Here is a 26,556-nt window from a genome sequence, read left to right as displayed (position 1 = left end):
CCAAAATAATAATCCATGTTTAGAAATGTTTTATGGGCATTGATAAGTCTGGCAGTTGTTTCATGCTCAAAGCCCAAAGAGCAAAAGCCGCCAAATATTGTTATCATCATTTCAGATGATCATACTCGTCAGTCAATCAGTGCCTATGGTAGCACAATCACTGAAACCCCAAATATAGATAGAATTGCGAATGAAGGAGTGTTGTTTAATAATGCTTATGTAACCAATTCTATTTGTGGACCTAGCCGTGCTGTACTTTTAACAGGTAAATACAGTCATCTGAACGGTTTCAGAAGGAATACCGATAGTAAATTTAATCCAGGTCAAGATCAATTTGTGAAAAACTTACAGGCAGCAGGTTACCAAACAGCATGGATAGGAAAATATCATTTGGGTGAAAATCCACAAGGTTTAGACTATTACGAAATCTTACCTGGACAGGGCTATTATTTCAATCCGGACTTTATAGTAAAAGGCAAAGAAGAGCGCGTTAGAAAAACGGGTTATGTGAGTGATCTTGTTGAAGATGCTGCTGAAAATTGGATGGACAATAGGGATCCAGAAAAACCATTTTGCGTAGTAATTGGTCATAAAGCTACTCATAGAACGTGGATGCCTGATCTGAAGGATATGGACATGTATGATGATGTGACTTTCCCAATTCCTGATAATTTTTATGATAACTATGAGGGGAGATTGGCAGCCATGGAAAATGATATGTCTGTCGACAAAACCATGATCATGGGCTACGACCTTAAGATGTTCCCAGATGAGGTAGGAGACCGTAATGTAAAGAGAATGACAGATGAGCAAAAGAAAGCTTTTTTTGCTCATTATACGCCTATTCGTGAGGAACTTGAAGCAAGTAATTTGTCTGGAAAGGAATTGGTTGAGTGGAAATACCAGCAATATATGCGTGATTATTTGGCTACGGCTGCATCGATGGACAGAAATATCGGTAGGACCTTAGATTATTTGAAAGAGAATGACTTGGAGGAAAATACCATAGTTATTTATACCTCAGATCAGGGATTCTATTTGGGAGAACATGGATGGTTCGACAAACGATTTATGTATGAGGAATCTTTCAGTACTCCAATGATCATGAAGTACCCCGGCGTGGTAGAGCCTGGAACAAAATCTGATGCCATGGTGATGAACTTGGATATTGCGCCTACTTTATTGGATGCAGCAGGAGTGAAAATTCCTGAAGACCTTCAAGGTGAGTCCATTCTACCAGTATTAACGGGTGAAGTTGAAAAAGGTAGGGAAGTCCTTTACTATCATTATTATGAAGTAGGAGAGCATAATGTTTCCCCACATTTTGGTGTGAAAACTGATCGATATAAAATCATTAGATTCTATAATCAAGTAGATGCATGGGAATTATTTGATTTGGAAAAGGATCCTTCAGAAATGAACAATGTATCAGGAGAGGAGGCTTATCAGGAAGTAGAAAAAGAAATGAAGGCAAAATTACTTGAAGCGATTAAGAAGTATGAGGATACTGAGGCCGAAGAGATTTTTCATCAAGACATCAGTAACCCGACCATAAATAAAAAATAAAATCCGTTTATGAATAGCAAAGGGTGTTAATGCTTGGTAATAGCTTAACACCCTTTTTTATTAAAATTTAAAAGGAAATGAAGCTTATTTTTTTATTTTAACTATTAAATTTTAATTTTAGAAAGGAATCAAAAGATAAAAATAATGAAAAGCTTATTGTGCACTGTTGTGGGACTGGTTGGTCTTATGGGCTTCAGCTCATGTCAAAAAGCGGTAAAGGAGGATAAAAACAAAAATGCTAGGCCAAATATCATCTATATCTATGCAGATGACCTTGGCTTTGGTGAGATTGGCCCTAATGGGCAGGACAAGATCAAAACGCCTAATTTGGATAAAATGGCCCAAGAAGGGATGTTGTTCAATCAGCATTATACGGCGTCTCCGGTATGCGCTCCTGCTAGATGCGCCTTATTGACAGGTATGCATACTGGACATTCATATATCAGAGGTAATAAACCGGTACTACCCGCTAGCTTTACAGATGAGGTGGAAAACGGTCAAGAACCTCTTCCAAAAGGTCAGATAACTATCGGTGAAATGTTACAAGAGGCGGGATACAAGACTGCGGGAATAGGAAAGTGGGGGCTTGGAATGACAGGAAACGAAGGACATCCCAATAAACAGGGGTTTGATTATTTCTATGGTTTTCTGGATCAACGCCAAGCACATAATTTCTATCCAACCCATTTATGGGAAAATGACAGGTGGGATAGCTTAAACAACCCATATATTTTTGTACATACTCCTTCGGCTCGTGGAAGTAAAGCTAATAAAACTGCCTTGGAGAAATTCAAAAAGAGTGATTTGAAATATGGTGATGAAGGTTTTTTTGATGCTTATATAGGTGAGGAATATGCGGTGGATAAGATGACTGAAAAGGCGGAACAGTTTATACGTAAGAATAAGGATGATGAATTCTTTTTGTACCTGCCTTATACTATTCCGCATGTTTCACTGCAGGTTCCAAATGAGGCGTTGAAACCTTACCTCGGAAAATTTGAAGAAGAACCTTATTTGGGTCAGCAGGGATATGCTCCACATGAATTCCCTAAATCTGCCTATGCGGCAATGATCAGCTATTTAGATCAGGAAGTAGGAAAAATATTTGCTTTATTGGATGAATTAGGGCTTGATGAAAATACTATTGTGATTTTCTCCAGTGATAATGGACCTACCTTCAATGGAGGTGTGGATGCTGAATATTTTGAAAGTACCGCTGGATTGAGAGGTTTAAAGATGGATGTTTATGAGGGTGGAATCAGAATGCCAATGATAGCTTGGTGGCCAGGCAAGATCAGTGCTGGAAGCTCTTCAGACCATATTTCTGCCCAGTATGATGTGATGGCTACACTTGGAGAGTTGACAGGAGCAAAGGTGCCTGAAAATTCGGATGGATTGTCATTTTTACCTACTTTGTTAGGAAATGATTCAGAGCAGCAGTCGCATGAGTTTTTATATTTTGAGTATCCTGAAAAAAGGGGGCAGTTGGCCATCCGTATGGGGAAATGGAAAGGTGTGAAAACTGATTTGGCCAAGAACCCGGAAAATCCATGGCAGCTTTTCGATTTGGAACTTGATAGAAATGAGGAAAATGATGTAGCAGCTTCACATCCCGAGATTTTGAAACAACTGGATGAAATTGTTGCAAAAGAGCATGCTTCTCCTGAATTTGATAACTGGAAGTTTGTGGACAAAATGTTGGAACTTGCTTCAGTAGAATAATAACACTAGCCCAAACCAAAAAAAAAATAATGCGAAAAATAAGCAGATTTCTCTCATTTCTGTGCCTTTTAGGCAGTATGGTTCTTGGCTCATGCGCTGAAAAGCCATCCAATTCTTCCGAGGAGAAAAGGCCGAATATCATCCTGATCAATGTAGATGATTTGGGATGGAAAGACTTGGGCTTTATGGGGAGTGATTATTATGAAACTCCCAATTTGGATAAATTCAGCCAAGAAGGAATGATCTTTACCAATGCTTATGCTGGAGCTTCCAACTGTGCACCTTCAAGGGCCAATATGATCAGTGGCCAGTATGGTCCAAGGCATGGGGTCTATACGGTGAGCCCTTCTGATAGGGGAAATGCCAAAACCCGTAAATTGATTCCTACCAAAAATATTGACTCGCTTTCAGATTCTTTGTTTACAATAGGAGAGATGTTCCATGCCAATGGATATACCACAGGTACCTTTGGAAAGTGGCATGTCAGTGAGGATCCAACCACCATGGGATTTGATGTTAATATTGGTGGAAATCATCGGGGCAACCCTGGTAAGGATGGGTATTTCAGCCCATATAATATAGCGCATATTGTGGATGGCACTGAAGGAGAATACCTCACAGATAGGCTGACAGCCGAAGCTATCAAATTTGTAAAAGACAACCAGGATGGACCTTTCTTTTTGTATTTGCCTTTCTATACGGTTCATAGTCCATTGATGGGAAAGCCAGAATTGGTTGAAAAGTTCAAAGCCAAACAGGGCTCCGGTGGCCAAGATAATGCAGTTTATGCAGCAATGGTTTATTCCATGGATGAGAATGTAGGTCGCTTATTAGAAGTGGTTTCATCCTTGGGTTTAGAAGAAGAAACGATGGTGATTTTTACTTCAGATAATGGTGGAATTCGAAAAACCTCCAATCAATACCCACTTAGAGCTGGTAAAGGTTCATATTATGAAGGAGGAATCCGGGTGCCAATGGTCATTAAATATCCAGGAAAGATTCAAGCGGGGCAAAAGGTAGATGAGCCAGTACTTCAAATGGATTTCTTTCCTACCTTACAAAAGGTAATCAAGGCTGATAATGTTAATCAAAGTTTGGATGGACAGGATTTGAGCCCATTGCTTTTTGAAAATAAGAATTTGGCCAAGAGAGATTTGTTCTGGCATTTCCCAATTTATTTGGAAGCCTATTCTCCCAAAGATGACCAAGCAAAGGACCCTTTATTCCGCACAAGGCCAGGTTCAGTGATCAGGTCCGGAAAATGGAAGTTGCATGAATATTTTGAAGATGGAGATCTTGAGCTTTATAATCTTGAGGAAGATTTGAATGAGCAAAATAACTTGGTAGAGGAATATCCCGATAAGGTAGAAGAACTTTTATCAAAGCTTCAAGATTGGAGATCAGCTACCAAGGCTCCAGTTCCAACTGAGAAGAATCCTGAATATAATGCTGATTTTGAAGCTCAGAGAAAAGAGCAAGTGATGAAATAAACATCTATATAAAAATGAAAATTTATTTAATACCAGTTTTACTTTTAGCCAGTTTTTTGTCAGGTTTTGCCCAGGAATTTACTTGGCATGATCCGCTGCAGACTGATGAATTAGTTTTGGAGGGACAGGGATTTGACAATATTGCATATAATCGGTTGCCTGATGATGCAGAGGGGAAAGTAAGGAAGCCTGTTTGGGGATTATCTCGCCATGCAGCAGGCTTATTGTTAAGGTTTCAATCGGATGCAGCGGAAATTAGGATCAAATATAAACCAGGTGGCAATCTACAAATGCCGCATATGCCTGCTACAGGGGTAAGCGGTCTTGACCTTTATACCAAGGATGATACTGGTAAATGGATTTGGGTCAGAGGAAAGTATAGTTTCGGGAAGGAAGTAAGTTATCAGTTTATTACTCCGGGAAGTCCTGAAGATGGAAGGGAATACCAGCTTTATCTGCCTTTATATAATCATGTTGATAGTTTGATGATTGGCGTAGAAGCAAATGACCAATTCAGTTTCAAGGCAAAGCGGGCAGAAAAACCTGTGGTGGTGTATGGAACTTCCATAGCGCAAGGAGCATGTGCCTCCCGTCCAGGAATGGCTTGGACAAATATCGTTGGGAGAGAGCTAGATCAGCCAATTATCAATTTGGCCTTTTCAGGAAACGGTAGGCTTGAGCCAGAATTGATTGATTATATCAAGACCATTGATGCTAAGATTTTTGTATTGGACTGTTTGCCAAATCTGGGACCTGGAGGAGGTTTTACAGAGGAAGTTGTTAAGGCCAAGATTGTGAATTCTGTCAAATCCTTAAATGAGCAACATCCCAATACACCAATTCTATTAGTGGAACATGCAGGTTATTCAGATGGGCTGGTCGATCCTGTAAGAAAAAAGACTTATACTGATCTCAATAGTTGGACGGAGGATATCTTTTATGAGTTAAAGACCCAAGGTTTTGAGAATTTACATTTGATGACTTATGAAGAAATAGGGATGGGGAATGATGATTTTGTTGATGGAACACATCCCACTGATCTTGGCATGCAGCATTATGCTGAAGCTTATTTGAAAAAGTTGCGTCATATTCTGAGAGAATAGAACAAAAAAGGAAAATTAATAGAAGAAGGAATTTGAATAACTTTCAAATTCCTTCTTCGTTTTTAGGGTCGGATATATTTCGAGGCACATGCCTAGAAGACTATTTCCTAATGTATTAAAGATAGTATGGACTTTTATTCACCATGAATATTTTTTTAGCTTAGCAAAGAATTTATGCGCTATAGTCTTTCCGAAGATATTATAGATTCTCTAATTTTCTGTCTTCCCTGATATCACCAGGAATATTATAATATGCTTTGATTTTATGGATCAGCCTATCTTTTAAATAATGCCATTCTGTTACTTCCAATTTAAAATCGTCCTGAATAGCGGTGTATTGTATACACGATTTATCACTGCAGTAAAGACTGTCATGTATGTCAAATCGATGACCAAGAAATTTATCTTTATTGGCTTCTACTAAGTTTAGATAGGCTTGCTTTCCTTCAATGATACCATAGGGGCTGGAATGGGTAAAATCCTCCGTTATGGGTAAATTCCTGAATTTCCCCAATTCCCAAAGTTGGAACCATTTTTTACTTACCTTTTGTGCTTCCATAATGTAGGTGATTTGTCCATTTTATAAAGCTTAGTATTTAGGGCCTATTTGTTTTACAAAGTATCAAATTCTGAGATATTACTGGGACTATTTTTGAATAATACGCTGTATTTCATTTAGTAATAATGGAAAAGCAGGGGCTGTCATATTATGGCCATAGCCATCCATTTCATATATTTTTGTTTCAGAATGACCTGCTACCTTCATCATACGCATCATATAGGCATTTTCCTCATACCTACCTAGCATTTCCATATTTCGATCACCAGTGATCAATAATAAAGGGGGCGCATCAGGTCTAACATGGTATAAAGGTGCTAAATCATCCACAATGGCTTGTGTTCCTGGGATGCCTCTTTCTTCTCTTACGGTAAAATGAGTAATGGTATGTCCACTGAAGGGAATAAGCCCGGCAATCTGATTGGCGTCAACACTATGCTTATTGAGCCACCTTTTATCCAAACCAACCATGCTGGCAAGATATCCGCCTGCGGAATGTCCTGAGACAAATATCAAAGAAGGATCACCACCATAATTTCGAATATTGTTAAATGCCCAAGCAACAGCTGCTGCTGCATCCTCAATATATTTTGGTGCTTTGATCTTTGGGTATAAACGGTAATTTACCCCAATTACCGCAATGCCCTTTTCTTTTAAAGCTTGGGGGATTTCTTTTTCTCCTCCTGTCAGTCCGCCACCATGGAACCATACTACAGTTGCAAAGCCCTGCTTGCCTATTGGGTAATAAATATCCAATACACATCTATCGTTTATATATTTATCCTCAGCCCGAAGGTCTTCCTCATAATAGGGGATATTGATCTCTGTCTTATAAACATCGGTCTGTGCTGATACCATGATGGTATAGCAAAATGATAGGGTAAATAGAATGATTCGTTTCATAATGGTTTATTAGGGGATTGATTTTATTGGATTCAGCTAAGTTTCAACTTTCAGGATTTTGGCCAAGAAGTTGTTCTTCAACTATATCCCATGAGAAATTAAGGAATAATCGTGAGTGTCCTTTAAATGGATCTTTTGACTTAAGGTATTTGAGTTTTTCATGAAGTAATTCATGATTCACTTTGGTGTCCCTAATCAATAAGTGATGGGATTCTGAAGGATGCTCCTTATGCTCCCTTACCCATACAGGATAGCGCTTGATGGTCTTTATCTTTGTTTTGAGGCTTTTTTGAAGTTCCAGAAAGTAAATGTCTTCATAGCCATAATTACCACAAAATTCTTCGTCTACACCAAGAGATTTGAAAAAGGTGGATTTGGTGCAATAGTAGGTGTTTGGATGAATATTATGTTTCTGCCCATCTTTAAGTCTATTGAAATTGTATAGGGATTTAGGAAGAGGGGCTTTTAAGAGATAGGCCAATGTTTCCTCAGGAAAAGTATGGTCCAGGTCCGTTAGAATTAATTTACTTGATTTGGCCAGTAAGACCCCTAAATTACGTGCGCCCCCCTGGTTCCATTTAATATCATCATTAATCCTTGCTAGGGTGAAATTCAGTTTTTTTGAATTGATATTGACAGGTATAGGTGAACAGTCATCTACAAAAACAAATAGTACTTTCTTTAAAATATCTGGGCTATATTGTTCATATTGCTCCACAAATTTTTCTATAATTTGTGCTTTTTGGTTTTCAATATAGACAGGGATTATATAGGTTATTTCTATAGAAGAATAGGAGCTGAGCATAACTGATGAATTAAACAATAATATTCCTTCAATATCTTAGTCGAAGATAATACTTATTTTTTTAGCCCTATCGGTTGGTGTGACTAAGTAACAGTTTTTGTTAGGAGAAAAATCAGTTGTACTGAATATAAAAAGTGAATTCATATCAGCATTGAAGATAAAAAAAGAGCGACCTAAGGCCGCTCTAATTGGGTTTATATACTGAACATCAGGGTTCCTTTTGATTTTGAACTGGCTTTTATGCCGTTTTTCTCTATAGTTTTTCCAGTTGTGCTGTCTTTTACTTTGATGGTATAAGTGCCTTTGGAAAAAACTTTTGGGGTAAATGTATTTCCTTTGATCGCCATGTAATAAAGGCTTTCTCCAGAATTTTCTTCTATTACTTCTACCACTGGATTGCTAAGTCCGTTTACCTTGATTTCGGGAAGCCAAGCAGCTGCTTTTCTTCCATAATTATCTTGTTGGTCAACAGTAATTGGCCAGCCAGCGTATTGTCCTTCAGGGTTTTTCAAAGGATGAACATATTTTGGCCAACATTCAGTGGTAATGGTTCTATTGGTTTTATTGAAGGTAACAATGCCATATCCAGTAGCCCTATCATAGACAATGGCTGGTTTTTTACCGGTAAGCCTTGGGTTCGCCACTGCTTTTATGGTCATTTTATTTCCAAAGCCATCCTCATAATTTCCTGTGTATGCAGGATTACTTTCAGAATGGTTTTCTGGATTAGCCACTGGTGGCCACCATCTTCTTGGCCAAATATTGTTTAAAGCAGGACCAGCAAAGGCATAGCCACTGTCCCCATATTCCTCAACGCCGTATTGGATGAAACTGGCCAAATGCTGATCTCCAGCAATGTGGAAGGCAAAGCATTTTCTTATTTTAGCTACAGCTTTATCTCTCCCCACCTGAGGCCATCCATTACTGTCCATATCTCCATTGATAACATCCCCACTGACATATTCACCAGCAACTGGGATTTTCAGGCCGGGCACTACTCCGTCATTTTTAGCATCTGCCGGAAGGGTAGATACGGTGCTAAAATTGGTTTGAGTTACCAAGGATTTCATTTTGACATCGCCTGACCAATCTTGTGACCAGTGGTCAAGGAAGCTAAGTTGCCTTTCTCCAAGTAACTGGGCATCTTCAACACGGTGTTTTTTGATATCAAAATCTGGATTTTGGATCCATCCGTTCCAAACTTCTGCTTCTTCAGGAAGAACGTGTTTTGGAGCCGATTTCCATTTTCTATCTTCTAAAATGGCAAAGCTGACTCCACCATAGATCCATTCTGTATAATATACATCAATGCCTCTTTTGACAGGTGTAGGATCATAAGGGTCCGGAAGGTGGCTTGTCTGGCATTTCTGTACCATGTTCACCCATTTAGGAGCCATTTTGTATCCTCCGGAGTCTTGGGCAGGAGCTCCCCAGCTACCAGATATATCGGCTGCCTTACCAGCTTCTCCCCAAATATTGCCATGATAAACGTCATGATCATCAGGGATAATGGCACATGGGATATGGCGGAATACCTCTCTGTATGACCAACCAAACATCATCCATTTACGAAGATAATCCAGTGCTGCTTTATCAATAGGAGAAGTTTGTATTCCAAAACCTCCTGTGCCCTCATAAAATTGGTCACCTACAAAGAGTGCCAGGTCCGGTTCGTGGCAGGCAACGTGAACAGGTACTTCTGAGTCAGGGAAACCATAATCACAGTTGCAACTGAAAACGGCTGTTTTTACATCATCCTTATCAATTGGTTCTTTGGAGATGGATCCTTCATAAGTATAGTAACGAAGTGCTGAACCTTCTTCTGATACCTTGGATTTTAGGGGCAGTTGAAGTTGAATACGGTAGGGAACAGATTCATTATAGTTCCAGTTTTCTTGTCTGAAGTGAACCGTTCTTGACATAGGTTCTACTTCCGACTGCGCCAGCTCTTTCCATTTACCGTCCTCTTTGATTTCAAAACTTACTTTATGTCCAGCAATTTGTTCTACAGGAGTAAGTTGTCCGGTTAGCTTTAAAATACCTTTGTGCAAGGTGTACTGGGCAAAGCAAATGGGACCAAATTCATGTTCTGAACTAGATATCAATTTGCTGCCTGATATTTTCCAGTTGGCAAAAGTGGCGGATGCTGTGGTTTCTTGAATTTCTTTTGATCCTTCTTTGATATGGGCAACCAAAGCAATATTACCTGAAATTGATTCATTAGTGAAAGCTTCTTTTTCTGTAGAAGTATGGATGCTTTCTCCAGATAATGTTTTTAGTTCGACGGTAATACTAGGATGACTATTATGGCTAGAGGTTTTTACCTGAAGGGTGAACTTGTCTTTTATTTGAGTTGGTAAGGGAAGGAGTTTATTTCCAATTTTAAGTTTTCCGCTAGTTGTTACAGCGATATCAATGCCTTTACCATGCACGGCTGCAGAGCGATAATCATCAAATCTGCCTTTAATACCAAGTCGAAGTCCAATATAATTTTCATCGGAAACTGGAAGTGATTGATTAGGTTCAATATCAATACTGGTCTCTAGTGATCCTTTGTCTTTAGTTGCTTGGGTAGTCAGGCAATGCAAGGTTCTGTTGGGACCGCTTACTTGGCAAAGCACTTTTCCGTTTTGGATTTTCCAGTCTTGAAGTCTATTGCCCCAGTATTCGGGGCCTACCCAGTCCATATCTGGCCAAAGGTCCCAGTCACTTTCGAAATACAAACTCGTGTTTTTTTCAATATAGTTTTTGTGGGCACCCAAAGGGGATGAAATAATGCTAATACCAGGAGTCAAGGCTCCAAGTGCCATTATCTTTAAGGACTTTCTTCTCTTCATGCTATTATTTATATCTGCTTCAGGATATGAGAAATATATTCTTCTATAAATTCTGGCTCAATATATAATATATCATTAGGAAATAAAAATAAAAAGAAAGGAATTGAAAGAGTTTGTTTTTAGATAGTTGAAAAAATTGTATTAATGGATATCCAGGTCCGTCGGAGGCGGGAATCAAGGGAAAATGATTACTTGACCAATCTAAAATTTAAACCTTTTAATGCTAATCTACATTGGGGTGAAAAAAGCTTTCTGGGGAAATGTTGTGAAGAAATATTTGTGGATTTAATATAACCTGTGCCTCATTTATTTGGGGGGATACCATTGTCTAAGAAGGTTAGGGATCAAGCAATATTTCTGGGGGGGAATAATTTCAAACTTAAATTTTGTCTACCCTTGTCAGAGTAAGCGTAGTTTAAGTCACAAATCTGCCTAGACAGTCAATCGCGTAAAAGGATGAACACAGATGTTTTTATAAATAAGCATATCTGTGTTCATCTTTATCCATCTGTGGTTAATAAATAGCGCATATCAAAGCTAAAATAGACTGTTTTTCCCCAGCTTTTCGGCTTGATTCAAGAAGGTTAGGAGAGGAAAGTAATGAACGGTATCCAATAAAAAAGCCTAATGAATACTCACCAGGCCAAAATTCGTCAGTACGCGCGGAAGGATTCGAACCCTCAACCCTCGGAGCCGAAATCCGATATTCTATCCAGTTGAACTACGCGCGCAAAAAAACGCTATGAAGGCAATGCCCTCATAGCGGATACAAAGATAAGATATTTTTAGGCGTTTTTAAGCACGTCCTGAACTTTTTCTGCTGCTTCTTTAAGGGTGATGGCAGAGAATACTTTCAATCCTGATTCGTCGATGATCTTAGCACCTTCCTCAGCATTGGTACCCTGAAGTCTTACGATGATAGGTACTTTGATATCACCAATTGACTTATAAGCTTCTACTACACCACTTGCAATTCTGTCGCATCTTACGATACCTCCAAATACATTGATAAGGATCGCTTTTACATTAGGGTCTTTCAAAATGATTCTGAAACCAGCTTCTACTGTAGTGGCATTGGCTCCACCTCCTACATCTAGGAAGTTGGCAGGCTCACCACCTGAAAGTTTGATCATGTCCATAGTGGCCATGGCCAAACCAGCACCATTAACCATACAACCTACGTTTCCGTCAAGTTTTACATAGTTAAGGTCAGATTTTCCAGCTTCAACTTCTAATGGATCTTCTTCAGAAAGATCTCTTAGTTCGGCAAGGTCTCTATGTCTGTATAGTGCATTATCATCTAAATTAACTTTGGCATCTACCGCTAAAATCTTATCATCAGAAGTTTTTAATACAGGGTTGATCTCAAACTGAGAAGAATCGGTAGCATCATAAGCTTTATATAGAGCAGTAATGAATTTCACCATTTCCTTCAATGCATTACCTGAAAGTCCAAGGGCGAAAGCTACTTTTCTAGCCTGAAAACCTTGAAGGCCTACTTTAGGGTCGATCCACTCTTTGATGATTTTCTCAGGAGTTTTTTCAGCAACCTCTTCAATGTCCATACCGCCTTCAGTTGAGGCCATGATTACATTGCATCCCTTAGCTCTGTCCAACAAGATAGAAAGATAATATTCTTTTGGTTCAGAATCTCCAGGATAGTATACGTCTTGAGCAACGAGAACTTTACTTACTTTTTTGCCTTCTGGTCCTGTTTGGTGCGTTACCAAAGTCCCACCTAGGATGTTTTTAGCTTTTTCAGTCACATCATCCAGTTTCTTGGCCAAAACCACACCGTTTGAGTCTGTTTCCTGAATTTTACCTTTACCACGTCCACCCGCATGGATCTGAGCTTTGATCACATACCATGAGGTACCTGTTTCTGCGTTGAGTTGCTTGGCTGCTTCTAGTGCTGCTTCTGGGGTATCAGCGACGATACCTTCCTGAATTTTAACACCATAACCTTTTAGAACTTCTTTAGCTTGATATTCGTGTATATTCATCCTAGCGAAAATTTTTGCTCGAAGTTAAGTAGTGAAAGGGGATTATTCAAGGATTTTGACCCTCTTTTTCCTAAAATAAATGCATTTTTGAACTAATCTGTTAAATAGTTTTATCTTTGAAATTGTTCAAATAATTAATCATGCTTAAAGCAACTGGCATACAAAAATATTATGGCGATCTCCATGTTCTTAAGGGTGTGGATATTAGCATTCAATCCGGAGAAATAGTTTCTATTGTAGGTGCATCTGGAGCGGGTAAAAGTACGCTTTTACATATTTTGGGTACTTTGGATAAAGCTGATGGAGGAGAAGTAATTGTTGGGAATAAAAATTTGGGAAAGTTGAAGGGGGATAAGCTCGCTGCATATAGAAATTCAGAAATAGGATTTATTTTTCAGTTCCATAATCTTTTGCCTGAGTTTACGGCCGAGGAGAATATTATGATACCAGGACTGATTGCCAAAAAGGATGAGCAGCAATTAAGGAAAAAAGCTTTGGAACTGGCCAAGCTATTGGGCATTGAAGGAAGATTATCACATAAGCCTTCAGAATTGAGTGGGGGAGAACAGCAAAGGGTGGCTGTTGCACGAGCCTTGATCAATGACCCGAAGATTATATTTGCAGATGAACCGAGTGGTAATTTGGATACTCAAAGTGCTGAGGCTTTACATGAATTGTTTTTTAAGCTGAGAGACAGTTTTGGACAGTCTTTTGTAATTGTTACACACAATAAAGAACTCGCCCAGATGGCCGACAGGATGTTGACCATGCAGGATGGAATCATCATTTCAGAGGAGAAAGCAGTAGAGAACCTTTCTTAACTCCTGGATGACAATTAATGGATGGGGTTTATTTTGGTTTAAGCTTCTGCTATTATTACATTCCGGTTCACTTAGTATTCATCAGTGATGTCTTCCTGGGCTTTACCACTAGAAATTGTCCATGATTTTTTATGCCAAAATTTACCAATTTATCCTCTGTTTTGACAACAAATATGCCCATAAGATGTTTCTTGTATTGTTCCTTTTTTTAGCTCAAGAAACTTTTTTTAAAAGTTTTAAGCTATTATTACAATAAGATTAAGTCGATTTTTCCTATTATAGGACTAATTGATTCATAATCAGTTTATAGAAGTTTTTGAAAAAACAATTGGAAAAGGGCTGCCCTTTTAATTTGCTCCAAAGTGGTAAATCGATCTATTTTGGAGCTGAACCTTTATAAAATTACGCATGACCACGACGATCATTATAACACTTTGTAGTTTATTACTGATTGCCTATTTGTTTGACTATAGTTTCAAAAAAACTAAGATACCGTCAGTAATATTATTGCTCTTGCTAGGATGGCTGGTTAAACAAGGGACCATGCTTTTTGAATTGGATTTACCAGACCTTTCCAATATTTTGCCGATTTTGGGTACTACTGGTTTAATTCTGATTGTATTGGAAGGGTCCTTGGAATTGGAGTTGAACAAGGATAAGATCACTTTGATAAAAAAGTCTTTCTTTGGGGCTTTGGCGCCTTTATTGGCCCTTTCTTTTTTATTGGCCTATATATTTGAAATGTATGGGGGATATTCCTTTAAGGATAGCTTGATCAATGCGATCCCTTTGTGTGTGATCAGCAGTGCCATAGCGATTCCAAGTGTGAGGAATTTGTCTACTTCCAATAAGGAATTTGTAATTTATGAAAGTAGTCTTTCTGATATTTTGGGTGTGGTTTTCTTTAATTTTGTTTTAAGGAACGATACCTTTGGGTTTAACTCATTCGGGGTATTTGGCTTGCAGTTGGTGATCATTACATTGATCTCCTTTATTGCGACGGTAGGGCTTTCCTTTTTGCTGAGTAAGATAGAGCACCATATTAAGTTTGTTCCTATCATCCTTTTGACCCTGCTGATCTATGCGATTTCTTATGTGTATCATCTACCTGCATTGATCTTTATTTTGATATTTGGCCTATCCATAGGTAATCTTAATGAGCTTCATAACTTGAAGTTTTTCAATGTCTTCAGAACGGATATTTTGAATAAAGAAGTCCAGAAGTTTAAAGAGCTGACCATAGAAGCCACTTTTTTGATCAGGTCATTGTTCTTCCTGCTTTTCGGATATCTCTTGGAAACTTCTGAAATTCTCAATACCACTACGCTGATATGGTCAATAGGCATAGTGATATTGATATTTTCTCTTAGGGCGTTACAGCTCAAACTAAGTAAGCTCCCGCTTAAACCATTACTGTTTGTGGCTCCAAGGGGCTTGATCACAGTTTTGCTGTTTTTGTCCATTGAACCATTTAATGTTATTGGACTGGTAAATAAATCATTGATCATTCAGGTAATTGTGCTGACGGCATTGGTGATGATGTTTGGAGTGATCACCAGTAATCCCGAAAAGGCGGAAGCTGAGCAACGCAAGGCTGCAGAGGCCAAAACCAATGGCGAGGACATTAAATCTACCGTCAAGGCAAGTTAATCTGTCTTGATGGAACCATTTTGGGGAATTAATGATTGCCCATTAAATTATAATCTAGCAGTCTAAAAATCCTAAGTTTTGAATCAAAAAAGTGTGCAACATATGTTGCTGGCAGGGATATTTTTTGCCATGATGCAAGTTCTGGTGAAATTTGTCCCTCATTTGCCTGCCGTTGAAGTGGTCTTTTTCAGGTCTATTTTCAGTTTGGTAGCAAGTTATGTCATTTTGAGGAAGCAAAATGTCCCGCTATTTGGGAATAATAAAAAGTTATTGATTCTTCGCGGGGCTTCAGGAGCTTTGGGGCTGATCACCTTCTTTTACACCTTGCAAAATATTCCCTTAGCCAGTGCAGTTACCCTACAATATTTATCACCGATTTTCACTACTATTTTTGGTATCTTCATTGTCAAGGAAAAGGTTAAGCCCATAAGGTTCTTATATTTTGCCATCGCCTTTGGTGGCGTCTTGGTTATAGAGGGATTTGATCCAAGAATATCTATTGAATATACCCTGATAGGTGTTTCATCAGGTTTGTTTGCAGGCTTGGCTTATAATATCATCCGAAAACTCAAGGGCTCTGAACATCCTTTAGTGATTGTGTTTTATTTCCCTTTGGTTACCCTGCCTATTGTTGGGTTATGGAGTTATTTTAACTGGGTGATGCCACAGGGCTGGGATTGGTTGCTGCTGCTTGGTATTGGTGCGCTGACCCAAATGGCACAATACTATATGACTTTGGCCTACCAGCACGCCAATTTAGCCAAGATTACCAGTCTAAATTATATAGGAATCCTATATGCATTGTTTTTTGGTTTTATCTTTTTCGGGGAAACCTTTAACTTGCTAACCTATTTGGGGATGGGATTGGTGCTGTTTGGTGTAGTATTAAATATAAGATCAAAATAGATGAAGATTACCAGGGATTTGTATCAAGGCTCATTGGCCCTTTTGACAGACTTTTATCAATTGACCATGGCCTATGCTTATTGGAAGTCAGGCAAAGCAGAACAGGAAGCAGTATTCAACCTGTTTTTTAGAAAAAATCCCTTTCAAAGTGGTTTTACTATAGCTGCAGGCTTAGATTATGTGATAGATTATTGCCGGAATTTTAAGTTTGATGATAATGATCTGGAATACCTTTCCCAGATGAAGCTTGAAAATGGAGATCCAACCTTTGAACCGGGATTTATCCAATATCTCAGGGACTTGGAATTTTCTTGTGATGTAGACGCAGTGGAAGAAGGTGCTGTAGTTTTTCCTAATACACCTATCATCAGGGTAAAGGGACCGTTATTACAATGTCAGTTGTTGGAAACTCCTCTGTTGAACATTATCAACTTCCAGACCTTAGTAGCGACCAAAGCGGCAAGGATTACTTTGGAGGCTAAGGGAGATCCTGTCTTGGAATTTGGATTGCGTAGGGCACAAGGAATTGACGGAGCACTTGCAGCAAGCAGGGCCAGTTATATCGGTGGCTGTTCTTCTACCAGTAATGTTATGGCGGGTAAACTTTTCGGTATTCCGGTATCAGGGACCCATGCCCACAGCTGGATCATGGCTTTTGAAAGTGAAGTAGAGGCTTTTGAGGCTTATGCAGCAGCTTTTCCGGATAATTGTATTTTCTTGGTGGATACTTATGACACTATTAAGGGAGTTCAAAATGCCATTAAGGTGGGGCGTGCCTTGGAGGCAAATGGAAAGAAATTACTGGGAGTAAGGATAGATTCAGGTGATTTGGCTTACTATAGTAATGTAGCCAGAGAAATGCTGGATGAGGCCGGTTTTACTGAGACCAAGGTAGTTGCTAGCAATGACCTGGATGAGCATATTTTGTCATCTCTAAAAATGCAGGAAGCTTCCATAGATATTTGGGGGATAGGCACCAAACTGGTAACAGCTTATGATCAGCCTGCTTTGGGAGCAGTGTATAAAATGGCTGCACTCAGAGACAACGAAGGAAAATGGGTACCGAAGGTCAAGGTTTCACAGCAAGCTATTAAAATCAATATTCCTGGATACCATAATGTGAAGCGTTTTTATAAAAATGGAAAGGCAGTATCCGATATGATATTTTTGGAAGATGGAACTGAATTAACTAATGAGGTTACCATCATCGATCCTTATGATCCCACTAAAAGGAAGAAAATTAAAATGGATGACTTGGAAAGTAAGACACTTATTGTGCCGATTTTCAAGAAAGGGGAGAAGGTGTATAAAAGACCAAAAATTCAAGATATTAGAGAGGCTACTTTGACCAATTTGGATCGTTTTGACAAAGCGCACAAAAGATTGATCAACCCTCATATATATCCAGTGGGATTGGAGGAGAATCTGTACCATCTTAGAACTAATCTGGTACTTCAGGCTAAAAACTATAGCTAGTGAGACTTAGGTAGCCATGTTTTGCAGGTCAATGGAATAGAAGTTGAGACTCTAATAATAATTGGTTAGTAAGAAAATCTAAAAGATTAAGTTTATGAATGCACTGTTGATTGTTGATGTACAGAATGATTTTTTACCTGGAGGGGCCCTTGCCGTGGATGAAGGGGATCAAATTATTCCTGTTATCAATGAATTACAGGAGAAATTTGATTTTATCGTTGCCACTCAGGATTGGCATCCTGCTATTCATAAAAGCTTTGCTGATAACCATCCGGGAAAGATGATAGGAGACATCATTTGTCTAAAGGGCGAAGAACAAGTATTATGGCCTGTTCATTGTGTTCAAGGAACTGAAGGGGCTGATTTTCATAAAGATTTGAATCGGAAAAAATGGAAAAAGGTTTTCCAGAAAGGAACCAATCCTGTCGTAGATTCATACAGTGGATTTTATGATAATAGCCGAAGGGAAAATACAGGCCTGAGTGACTATTTACATGATCATGATATAACCGATGTATACATAGTAGGCTTAGCAGCTGATTACTGTGTTAAATTTACAGTGCTGGATGCTATTAAAGAGGGTTTTGATGTGAATTTGGTTACTGATGCGACAAAAGCTGTAAACCTTTCTCCTGATGATTTAGAAAACTCCTTAAAAGAAATGAGTAAATCCGGGGTGAATTTGCTTAGTAGTGATGAGATAACCCTATAGATTTTATAAAAGTATTCTTAAATTGATAGTAGACCATTAAAACTTAATACTATGCAACTTCCCATTGTCACTATTGATGCCTTTACAGATACACCCTTTTCAGGAAATCCAGCGGCTGTTTGTTTGCTTCCGGGACCATTGGCGGAAGAAGGAATGCAGTTGATTGCGGCAGAGATGAATCTAAGTGAAACTGCTTTTTTACAACAGACCGGTCCTACGGAATTTAAATTGAAGTGGTTTACTCCAGAAAAGGAGGTTGACCTATGTGGGCATGCTACTTTAGCAAGTGCTTTCATGTTATACATTGAGGAGGTAGTCGATGAGAACGAAGAAATATCTTTTGATACTAAATCCGGGGTGTTGAAGGTGAAAATGGTAGAGGGGGAAATTGAGATGGATTTTCCCTTATTAGCTACCAAAGAAGAAAGTCATCCTTATTTTGCTGATAATTTTTTTGGGCAAAAGATAGTGGGGTCGGCTAGCCTGAAAGGGAATTGGATATTGGAACTTGAAAGTTTTCATCAATTGGAATATGTGGAACCAGAGTTTCACCTGCTGGCCATGCATAGTGATGAAGGCATTATCATTACTTCTAAGGGCAATGAAAATTTTGATATTTACTCTCGATATTTTGCGCCGAATTTGGGAATCAACGAAGATCCTGTGACTGGTTTTGCTCATTGTGCCTTGATAGATTATTGGCATAAAAAAGAAGGGAAAACCAAGCTGAATGCTTACCAAGCCAGTAAGAGAGAAGGGGATATGCGATTGGAATTGATTGGGGAGAGGGTCAAGATACTGGGTAAAGCAGTAAAGATTTTTGAAGGTTTCTTAGAAGTTTAGTGAAAAGCATTTTAAACTGAGTCATTTCAATTAAATAAGTTGTTAAAGGCACAAAATGAGAATTCTCTTTTGTGCCTTTTTATATTTTAGTAGATCTATATATTGAGTAAAGCATTATAGTTTAAATTTTACTATGAGATTTATTCCGCTTATTTTCAACCTGAATGATGCATTGGCCTCTCAGTTGCTGGCTGAAAATCCTCGGGATGGGCTATGACGATTCCAATTACATAATCCGGACGCCAAAGCAAATATTTTATGTAATACATTTTTTACACAAGTGATTTATTTAATTCAAATTTTCTTATATTTATTTCATACTTAAACATTGAAAAGTATAATTTTTAATTTTGTGTTATTCTCAAATCCTTGAAAACTATGAAAAAGTTATTACTATTATTTGCCTTAGTAACCATGTCATATGGATTGTATGCTCAAGAGTTGGGTGTACGTTTTGGTGATGGTTATAATAATGTCGCTGTTGATGGAGTTTTTACCTTAGGGCAATTTAGCAGGGTCCATGCTGATGTTAATTTTGGAAATGGAGTGGGAATAGAAGCGCTGTGGGATTTCTTATACAGGCCTGTAGCAGATGTGGACGGCCTTGATTGGTACGTCGGTGTAGGTCCTTCGATGTGGATTGACGATCCTTTCTTTTTGGGAGCTGCAGGTGAAATAGGTATGGAATACCATTTTGATTTTCCATTGGCAATAGGCGTTGACTGGCGACCTATATTTTGGATCATTGAAGATACTGATTTTAGAGCAGATTCTTTCGGCTTAAATATCCGTTATGTTTTTGGTAATGTAGATAGATAATTTATCAATACATATTTGTATCAGGATAATGGGAGTTATTTGGTGCGGACTGCTATGATCTTATCGTACTCCTTATCAAATGGCTCCCATAATTCTATTTTATTACCCTCAGGATCTAGAATATGGATGAATTTTCCATATTCATAGCTTTCGATTTCATCACAAATAGTCACACCATCATTTTTTAATTCTTCGATCAGCGCTACAAGGTTTTCTACACGGTAGTTGATCATAAATTCTTTTTCTGATGGTCTAAAATAGCTGGTATGCTCATCCATAGGACTCCATTAGGTAAAGCCTTTCTTTTCCGCTTGGTCTGCTTGGCGCCATTCAAATGTGGTACCATATTGATCGGTGTTTAAACCTAAGTTTTTTGCATACCAATCTTTCATTTTGTCTGGGTTTTGACATTTAAAGAAAATTCCTCCTATTCCAGTTACTTTTTTCATAGATCATTGACTATTAAATGATAGATGTATTTATCATTCCAATCCATTCGAATTACGCTATTTACTAGTTAGAAAGGTTGTTTTCAGAGAGCATGACCTTATAATCAATAGATTCGGTGTTTTCTAAAAGGGAGATATTAATTTGATCCTTAAGCCCATTGTCTAAGGTTTTACTCATTCCGAATGCATAAAACTGTGGATTGTATTTTGTATCTAAGAGCGTATATTTTTCAGATAGACTGTCATCTTCTATTAGTTTATACAGTAGTGGACGGTCATAAGCAATTGCTAATATTTCCCCATTGTCAAGGGCATTTAACATATTGCTCATTTGATCATACTCCATACGATTTGAATAGAAATTATATTGTAGCCAATGGCTTGTGCCGGAATTCTTAATGGTCCCGATTTTTTCTTTTTTGAAATCTTCAATAGAATTATTGGCGCTCCCCATGCGATTAACGGTGAGAGAGGAGGCTATCCCTGCTGTAAACCCGGAAATGATAATGATGGCCGTGAACATCCATATTAGGCCTATCACCCGTCCTCCAATGGTCTGCGGGGATTTGTCACCATAACCAACAGTAGTCATGGTGACCGCTGCCCACCAAAAACCATCCCAAAAGCCTTTATAATCATCGCCGAATTCATCTTTGTTTTTCTTGCGCTCAAAAAGCCAAACTAATGCACCAAAAATGAACAGGATCAAAGCCAAGGCCCCCACAGCTTTTAAAAAGTTCAAGTTGAAAATCGACCCAATGAATTGAAGTCCTTGATTTAATGCAGATTGGCTTTTTTGCATTAGGGAAGTATGAGCAATATAATAAGGGGAAGAGAAATTGATGGTCTTAGTTCGTTCAGAAGTGATGGTCAGCGGTGAAAGACTCAAATCGATTTCATTCTTGGAAAGACCTTCAAGAACCTGTTCCAATTCCATCTTTTTGTATTTGAAGACGATGTCATTTTCTTCGGCAATTTTGTTCCAAAGCCAAACGGAAGGACCTGAAATGCCCTGGTTGGACTCCATCACAAAAGGTGGGCTGACATGGTAGCCTACAAGTAATGTGTCTTTTTCAAAGGCTTGCGAAGGGAAAATTGCGACCAATATCAAAAAGAATGCAATTAGAAATTTCATATTTATTAAGCTTATCAGTTTTTTTAATAAGAGCATTTGACTGCTAGAATTTGGGAAATAATGGTGAAAATAATTTTGACCGATATTTAATATAACCAAACTTTAATAAACCACAAAAATCAAGACTTCAAGTCCTTCACTTAAAACACTAAATAAGAAATATAAAAAAAATAGCCACTGATTATATTTGATAATCAATGGCTATTTTCAATGGAAATATGATTTAAACTTAAATATTTGGCTGAGGGGTTGTTCTCAGGTATGGTTTAATTTCCTTGTGGCCTTTAGGGAACTTAGAAGGGATTTCTTCATTGGTAATTGCTGGTGCTATCACCACATCTTCACCATGTTTCCAGTTGGCTGGAGTGGCAACAGAATAATTGGCAGTAAGCTGTAGTGAATCAATTACCCTTAAAAGTTCATTAAAGTTTCTACCTGTACTTGCGGGGTAGGTAATGATAAGCTTTATTTTTTTGTCAGGGCCGATAATAAATACAGAGCGTACAGTTTGGCTTTCATTGGCATTTGGATGTATCATATCATAGAGTTCAGAAACTTTGTGGTCCTCGTCTGCAATGATAGGATAGTTAACAGTAGTGCTTTGGGTCTCATTGATGTCATTCACCCATCCCTTATGGCTTTCAAGTCCATCTACACTAAGCGCGATCATTTTGACATTTCTTTTATCAAATTCACCCTTTAGCTTAGCAGCGGTACCTAGCTCAGTAGTACAAACTGGTGTGTAATCAGCTGGGTGAGAGAATAGTATTCCCCATCCATCACCAAGAAATTCATGAAAATCAATTTTACCCTCAGTGGTTTCGGCAGTGAAATTTGGAGCAGTATCTCCTAATCTTAATGACATAGTATTTTGGTTTTTGGTTAAAATTTACTCTATAGGTTTTGTAGGAAAACGAGAATAAGACTTTAAAAGTTTAGTTTTTGGAAGAATTTTAAGGTGATGTGGAAATTTATTTTTTTACCTCGCTTAAATGAATATTCAGGAGGTAATTTGATTACCAAAACATAAAAAAGGCTGCCTTTTATATCAAAGACAGCCTCAATAATCATTAAAAATATTAGCCTGGTAATTCTAAGTTTTCTGGAACCAAAATATAATCTATGGCATGTATCACACCATTTTTTGCGTGTATATCAAGAAGATCGCCTATCAATCCAACCTCATTGCCACTTGAGCTCTGAAGGATCAAGCCACCAGCCTTAAAGGTCAGATAATCTTTGTTTAATGTTGGGATCATCATTCCATCTGATAGACAGAAGGAAAAGGTACTTCCAGGACTGACATGGTGTAATAATACTTTGGTCAATTCATTAGGATTGTCCAATAAGTAAGCGGTAATACCGGGGTTGTCTGCTTCAAGGTTTTCAAAAGCCATATCCGTTGGAGCAAAAACTGTATTGTTTGTTGTCTCATCGGCAAAAACACCAACTAGGTCAGTCTCAATCAATAAAAAAACTAAAGTTTCAAAATCATCATTACCACTTGCTATCTCAGCGATATTCATATCTGGTGGCAATAACACTTTATCAATGCCATGAAAGATACTGTTTATGGCTCTTTTATCGGTAAAAACTACTTTAGCCGGGTCTTCCGTACCGTCCTTGATATAAACCATTCCATCCATGAAATTAAATCCGATACTGCTACCATTCATCATTTCTAGAGAACATGCAGGAAGTTTGTTTGAAAAAGTAAATCCTTCAGCAGCATGATAGAGCAAGATATCTGTAAGTACATCCTTTGGCAATTCTTTAATATTCATGAAGTTCAAACCCATGTCAGCAAATGCTTTATCATCTGGGGCAAAAAGGGTCAATTTATTCTTGGCCACAGTAGGGAACAAGCCTGTATATTTCAAGGCAGCTGTTAATGTGAAAAAAGTAGGTTTTCTAAGGTACTTTGTAGGACCTTTTCTGGCATCAGCATCATTTCCATCATCTTCCAAATATTCATATTCTCCATCGAAGTCAGAAAGTGCCTGGATTAAGTTTGGAAAATCATTATTTGTATCAGGGCTGATATCTTCTGTCTCCTGACAGGCCGTAAAGGCAATTACTGAAAATAAAGCAATCATAAAAATTTTAAGATTGCTGTTGCGGAATTGTAGTAAGCTCATGATTTTAGAATTTAGTGGTTGATAAAACAATTTTTTGTGTAAAGTGTAAACCGTTTAAATTCTAAATTGTTTAGTTTGAAATATTAAAAGTGTGTTTTGTAATGGTTTAGTGCTGAGATGTTTGCCTTAAAATTGACCTGAAAAAAGGGGAGTGAGATGATTGTAACATAAAATTCAAGTAAGTATAGTTATTGCTTTTTCAATTCTTGAATGACCCAAACAATAAGTAAAAATCCAATTCCAGTTAATCCTGGGGCTGGAATTTGGGCCATAAAACTTATACTTATCATGATAATGGCTATTGTAGCCAATAATAGAGAAATGAAATTGAGCTTATTATTGAGTGACATATTTTTTCAGTTTATTGAGTAAATAAGGATAATTGGTTTTACTTACTCAGCAAGATGAAAAGACCGGACCATGAAACCTATTTCCCGGTTTTTTATTCAATATAATTAATGTCAATCAAATATGATAGTGATCTATTGATTTAGGCGTTGATCAATAAGTATTTAGGGGAATATGTACATTAAATGAACTTCCATCGGTTCTAGTGTTTACATTGGTAATGGCTCCTGCACTGTAAAGCACCTTTGGATTTCCCTTTTCGTCAATCAATAATTGTGGGCGTTCAAGTCGGTCCATGTGCAGGGTGTCTCCGTTATTTAAAACCACTTCTTTCTTCATAAAAAAAGACCTTTCTGGTTTGGTCCATTTGATACCATCCAGGGATTCCAAAAGTGCAAGACCGGGCTTCCCCGATGTGATTTTTCCAGTGAAATCTTTTAATACTACATAGAACTTTTCATGTCCTTTGTGATACCATACATAAGGATCTTCTCCGCTTGCAAGTGTGCCGTCTTCATTATAAATATCAAAAACAAAACTGTCTAAAGCTTTAAAAGGTCCTGTAGGAGAATCACCTATGGCTACACCATGAACTCCTCGCCATCCTGGATTGTAGAAATTACCTTTAAAGAACAAAAGGTATTTTCCGTCTGAAGGTCTTTGTACTACCGATGGATTTACTACAATAATATTGTCAGGTTTTGGCTCTGTTCCTTCAGGAGATGGATTGACGATATTATTTGGTTTTACTCTTGTCCTAGGGGTTAAAATAGGTGCATTCGACCTTTTGAAATCACCCTTTAGGAGGTCCTCAAAACTATCAAACTCAATAACACCAATGCATTGGTTTTGCTGAACCCTATTTCTCCAGTCAACATTTTCTCCTTTGGAGCCTTTGGGCTGAATGCCTGGGTCTTTTGAGCCGATATAGTAGAGGTAATATTTACCATTGAATTTTTTGATATGGGGATTATGCACCATTTGGGCATCCCAAGCTAAGGAATCCCCTTCAAGGGACCTTCCTGTTAGTACAATGCCTTGGAATTTAAAGTCACGGTCGGGGTAATCAGAGACGGCATAGGCGATTTTTGAATGTAAGACCCATGATTCAGAAAATTGTGGAATACTGTCTCCGCTTTCCCATGTCGCGTATAGCATATGGTATTTTTGATCATCTCCCTTCACAACACTTCCTCCCCAAACGAATCGGTCAGGATCATTTAAGACAGATGGTCCAGTTAAAATATTACCTTCTATTTTGGCATCTATTGGCGCAGGGTTTACTTTAAGAATTTGAGAATCAGTTTTATTGCAAGAGATAAGTAGGATACCTATGAAAAGAAGAAATAATATTTGTTTCATTTTCTTGATGATGGGCTAGGTTGTTTTTATATTTCAATAGACTAAATTAGTTAATTATTGATGCTAGCGGGATACTAGTTCATTTTATCTATCATTAAATCCCTTGCCCTCAAAAATTTTGGGCATACATTTTTCAATTCTAGCCATTCTGGTTTTGGATTGCTTGGCTTGAGAGAAATGCAATAAGTAGCCTCTTTGCCTACCAGGCGTCAAAGCTTCGAAAGCGGATTTGAAATCTGGGTTTTCTTCAAGCGCTTCTTGCAGTTCGCCTGGGACTTCGTATTGGTCCGTATTTTTCACTTCGACATTTAGTCCAGATTTTTCCACTTCAATTGCTTCGTAAATATAAGCTTTGATGGTGGATTCTTGCTGCAAAATGTCGGAAACAGACTGGTATTTAATAAGCCTTCCCGCTTGGGTATTCTCTCCAGGTTTTTCTAGTAATTTCGCTTGGTCCTGCAACAAGGCGCCTTTGAAAAAACTAATTGCTGCATAAGCCTTAAAAGCACTAATTATCAAGATATTCTTTTTCTTATAAGTGTAACATGGTACTGACCATTTTAATTCTTCTGTTAATCCACAATCTAAAGCTATCCTTCTAAGCTGCAACAATTCCTCTGTCCACTTATGGACCTTACAATCCGGAGTTCCACCCAAAGGACATCTTCCGCATCCTTCATTTAAATAATTGTCTATTTTGTTATTCACTTTACCCAATATTTACCTGTCATTAAATCCTTTGCCCTCAAAGATTTTGGGCATACATTTTTCAATTCTAGCCATTCTGGTTTTGGATTGCTTGGCTTGAGAGAAATGCAATAAGTAGCCTCTTTGCCTACCAGGCGTCAAAGCTTCGAAAGCGGATTTGAAATCTGGGTTTTCTTCAAGCGCTTCTTGCAGTTCGCCTGG

At 38.2% G+C, this 26,556-nt stretch carries 24 protein-coding genes and 1 tRNA gene; 11 read left to right on the top strand and 14 right to left on the bottom strand.

Annotated features, from left to right (window positions below):
- Positions 1 to 15 precede the first annotated feature (15 nt).
- From H7U17_RS10105 to H7U17_RS10090, 4 genes are all read left to right on the top strand, one after another.
- Positions 16 to 1,566 (top strand): sulfatase family protein, encoded by a 1,551-nt coding sequence (locus H7U17_RS10105; protein ID WP_186756604.1) that lies wholly within the window; start codon positions 16 to 18, stop codon positions 1,564 to 1,566.
- Positions 1,567 to 1,710: 144 nt separating this feature from the next.
- Positions 1,711 to 3,288 (top strand): arylsulfatase, encoded by a 1,578-nt coding sequence (locus H7U17_RS10100; protein ID WP_186756603.1) that lies wholly within the window; start codon positions 1,711 to 1,713, stop codon positions 3,286 to 3,288.
- A 29-nt stretch (positions 3,289 to 3,317) separates the two neighbouring features.
- Complete coding sequence (locus H7U17_RS10095; RefSeq protein ID WP_186756602.1) at positions 3,318 to 4,778, top strand: sulfatase; 1,461 nt, start codon at positions 3,318 to 3,320, stop codon at positions 4,776 to 4,778.
- A 14-nt stretch (positions 4,779 to 4,792) separates the two neighbouring features.
- Positions 4,793 to 5,881 (top strand): SGNH/GDSL hydrolase family protein, encoded by a 1,089-nt coding sequence (locus tag H7U17_RS10090; RefSeq protein WP_186756601.1) that lies wholly within the window; start codon positions 4,793 to 4,795, stop codon positions 5,879 to 5,881.
- Between the two features lie 199 nt (positions 5,882 to 6,080).
- Here H7U17_RS10090 and H7U17_RS10085 read toward each other — a convergent pair whose 3' ends face one another.
- The 6 genes from H7U17_RS10085 to sucC form a co-directional block, all read right to left on the bottom strand.
- A complete protein-coding gene (locus tag H7U17_RS10085; RefSeq protein WP_186756600.1) occupies positions 6,081 to 6,440 on the bottom strand; it encodes a nuclear transport factor 2 family protein in 360 nt (119 codons plus the stop codon).
- Between the two features lie 87 nt (positions 6,441 to 6,527).
- Complete coding sequence (locus tag H7U17_RS10080; protein ID WP_186756599.1) at positions 6,528 to 7,343, bottom strand: alpha/beta hydrolase; 816 nt, start codon at positions 7,341 to 7,343, stop codon at positions 6,528 to 6,530.
- 43 nt (positions 7,344 to 7,386) lie between these two features.
- Complete coding sequence (locus H7U17_RS10075) at positions 7,387 to 8,148, bottom strand: glycosyltransferase family protein (RefSeq protein ID WP_186756598.1); 762 nt, start codon at positions 8,146 to 8,148, stop codon at positions 7,387 to 7,389.
- A gap of 194 nt (positions 8,149 to 8,342) precedes the next feature.
- Entirely contained in the window at positions 8,343 to 10,985 is a 2,643-nt protein-coding gene (locus H7U17_RS10070; protein WP_186756597.1) for a twin-arginine translocation pathway signal protein, read from the bottom strand.
- Between the two features lie 657 nt (positions 10,986 to 11,642).
- Positions 11,643 to 11,716: transfer RNA gene (locus tag H7U17_RS10065), tRNA-Arg, on the bottom strand.
- Positions 11,717 to 11,770: 54 nt separating this feature from the next.
- Positions 11,771 to 12,988 (bottom strand): ADP-forming succinate--CoA ligase subunit beta, encoded by a 1,218-nt coding sequence (gene sucC, locus H7U17_RS10060; protein WP_186756596.1) that lies wholly within the window; start codon positions 12,986 to 12,988, stop codon positions 11,771 to 11,773.
- Between the two features lie 140 nt (positions 12,989 to 13,128).
- Here sucC and H7U17_RS10055 point away from each other — a divergent pair, with 140 nt between their 5' ends.
- The 7 genes from H7U17_RS10055 (at position 13,129) to H7U17_RS10025 (ending at position 20,215) form a co-directional block, all read left to right on the top strand.
- A complete protein-coding gene (locus H7U17_RS10055) occupies positions 13,129 to 13,809 on the top strand; it encodes an ABC transporter ATP-binding protein (RefSeq protein WP_186756595.1) in 681 nt (226 codons plus the stop codon).
- 408 nt (positions 13,810 to 14,217) lie between these two features.
- Entirely contained in the window at positions 14,218 to 15,459 is a 1,242-nt protein-coding gene (locus H7U17_RS10050; protein ID WP_186756594.1) for a cation:proton antiporter, read from the top strand.
- Between the two features lie 78 nt (positions 15,460 to 15,537).
- Entirely contained in the window at positions 15,538 to 16,365 is an 828-nt protein-coding gene (locus H7U17_RS10045; protein ID WP_262891701.1) for a DMT family transporter, read from the top strand.
- Positions 16,366 to 17,841: a nicotinate phosphoribosyltransferase gene (locus H7U17_RS10040; RefSeq protein ID WP_186756593.1), complete on the top strand. Its 1,476-nt coding sequence runs from the start codon at positions 16,366 to 16,368 to the stop codon at positions 17,839 to 17,841. It abuts the gene before it with no gap.
- A gap of 94 nt (positions 17,842 to 17,935) precedes the next feature.
- Positions 17,936 to 18,553 carry a bifunctional nicotinamidase/pyrazinamidase gene (gene pncA / locus H7U17_RS10035; RefSeq protein ID WP_186756592.1) on the top strand — a complete coding sequence of 206 codons (618 nt, stop codon included), beginning with the start codon at positions 17,936 to 17,938 and terminating at the stop codon, positions 18,551 to 18,553.
- Positions 18,554 to 18,604: 51 nt separating this feature from the next.
- Entirely contained in the window at positions 18,605 to 19,396 is a 792-nt protein-coding gene (locus tag H7U17_RS10030) for a PhzF family phenazine biosynthesis protein (protein ID WP_186756591.1), read from the top strand.
- 378 nt (positions 19,397 to 19,774) lie between these two features.
- The gene (locus H7U17_RS10025; protein WP_186756590.1) at positions 19,775 to 20,215 is read left to right on the top strand and encodes an outer membrane insertion C- signal; all 441 of its coding nucleotides are present in this window, start codon (positions 19,775 to 19,777) and stop codon (positions 20,213 to 20,215) included.
- Positions 20,216 to 20,250: 35 nt separating this feature from the next.
- Here the strand turns inward: H7U17_RS10025 and H7U17_RS20765 are convergent, their stop codons facing one another.
- The 8 genes from H7U17_RS20765 to H7U17_RS09990 all read right to left on the bottom strand — a co-directional run.
- On the bottom strand, positions 20,251 to 20,493 hold the full coding sequence (locus H7U17_RS20765; RefSeq protein WP_317172728.1) for a VOC family protein: 243 nt from the start codon (positions 20,491 to 20,493) through the stop codon (positions 20,251 to 20,253).
- 9 nt (positions 20,494 to 20,502) lie between these two features.
- Positions 20,503 to 20,664: a hypothetical protein gene (locus H7U17_RS20760; RefSeq protein WP_317172727.1), complete on the bottom strand. Its 162-nt coding sequence runs from the start codon at positions 20,662 to 20,664 to the stop codon at positions 20,503 to 20,505.
- Positions 20,665 to 20,728: 64 nt separating this feature from the next.
- Positions 20,729 to 21,799 (bottom strand): transporter substrate-binding domain-containing protein, encoded by a 1,071-nt coding sequence (locus tag H7U17_RS10015; RefSeq protein WP_186756589.1) that lies wholly within the window; start codon positions 21,797 to 21,799, stop codon positions 20,729 to 20,731.
- Positions 21,800 to 22,028: 229 nt separating this feature from the next.
- Positions 22,029 to 22,664, bottom strand: a complete 636-nt coding sequence (locus H7U17_RS10010; protein ID WP_186756588.1) for a peroxiredoxin — start codon at positions 22,662 to 22,664, stop codon at positions 22,029 to 22,031.
- 214 nt (positions 22,665 to 22,878) lie between these two features.
- Entirely contained in the window at positions 22,879 to 23,937 is a 1,059-nt protein-coding gene (locus tag H7U17_RS10005; RefSeq protein WP_186756587.1) for a fasciclin domain-containing protein, read from the bottom strand.
- A 501-nt stretch (positions 23,938 to 24,438) separates the two neighbouring features.
- Positions 24,439 to 25,647, bottom strand: a complete 1,209-nt coding sequence (locus tag H7U17_RS10000) for a glycoside hydrolase family protein (protein ID WP_186756586.1) — start codon at positions 25,645 to 25,647, stop codon at positions 24,439 to 24,441.
- 84 nt (positions 25,648 to 25,731) lie between these two features.
- Positions 25,732 to 26,355 carry a YdeI/OmpD-associated family protein gene (locus H7U17_RS09995; protein ID WP_186756585.1) on the bottom strand — a complete coding sequence of 208 codons (624 nt, stop codon included), beginning with the start codon at positions 26,353 to 26,355 and terminating at the stop codon, positions 25,732 to 25,734.
- Between the two features lie 12 nt (positions 26,356 to 26,367).
- On the bottom strand, positions 26,368 to 26,556 hold a 189-nt coding region (locus tag H7U17_RS09990; RefSeq protein WP_186756584.1), incomplete at its 5' end, for a YdeI/OmpD-associated family protein.

It is taken from the genome of Echinicola salinicaeni, from assembly GCF_014280965.1.
Lineage (GTDB): Bacteria > Bacteroidota > Bacteroidia > Cytophagales > Cyclobacteriaceae > Echinicola > Echinicola salinicaeni.
The sequence above is the reverse complement of the archived record's forward strand: the minus strand, read 5'-3'. Positions and strand labels throughout refer to the sequence as shown.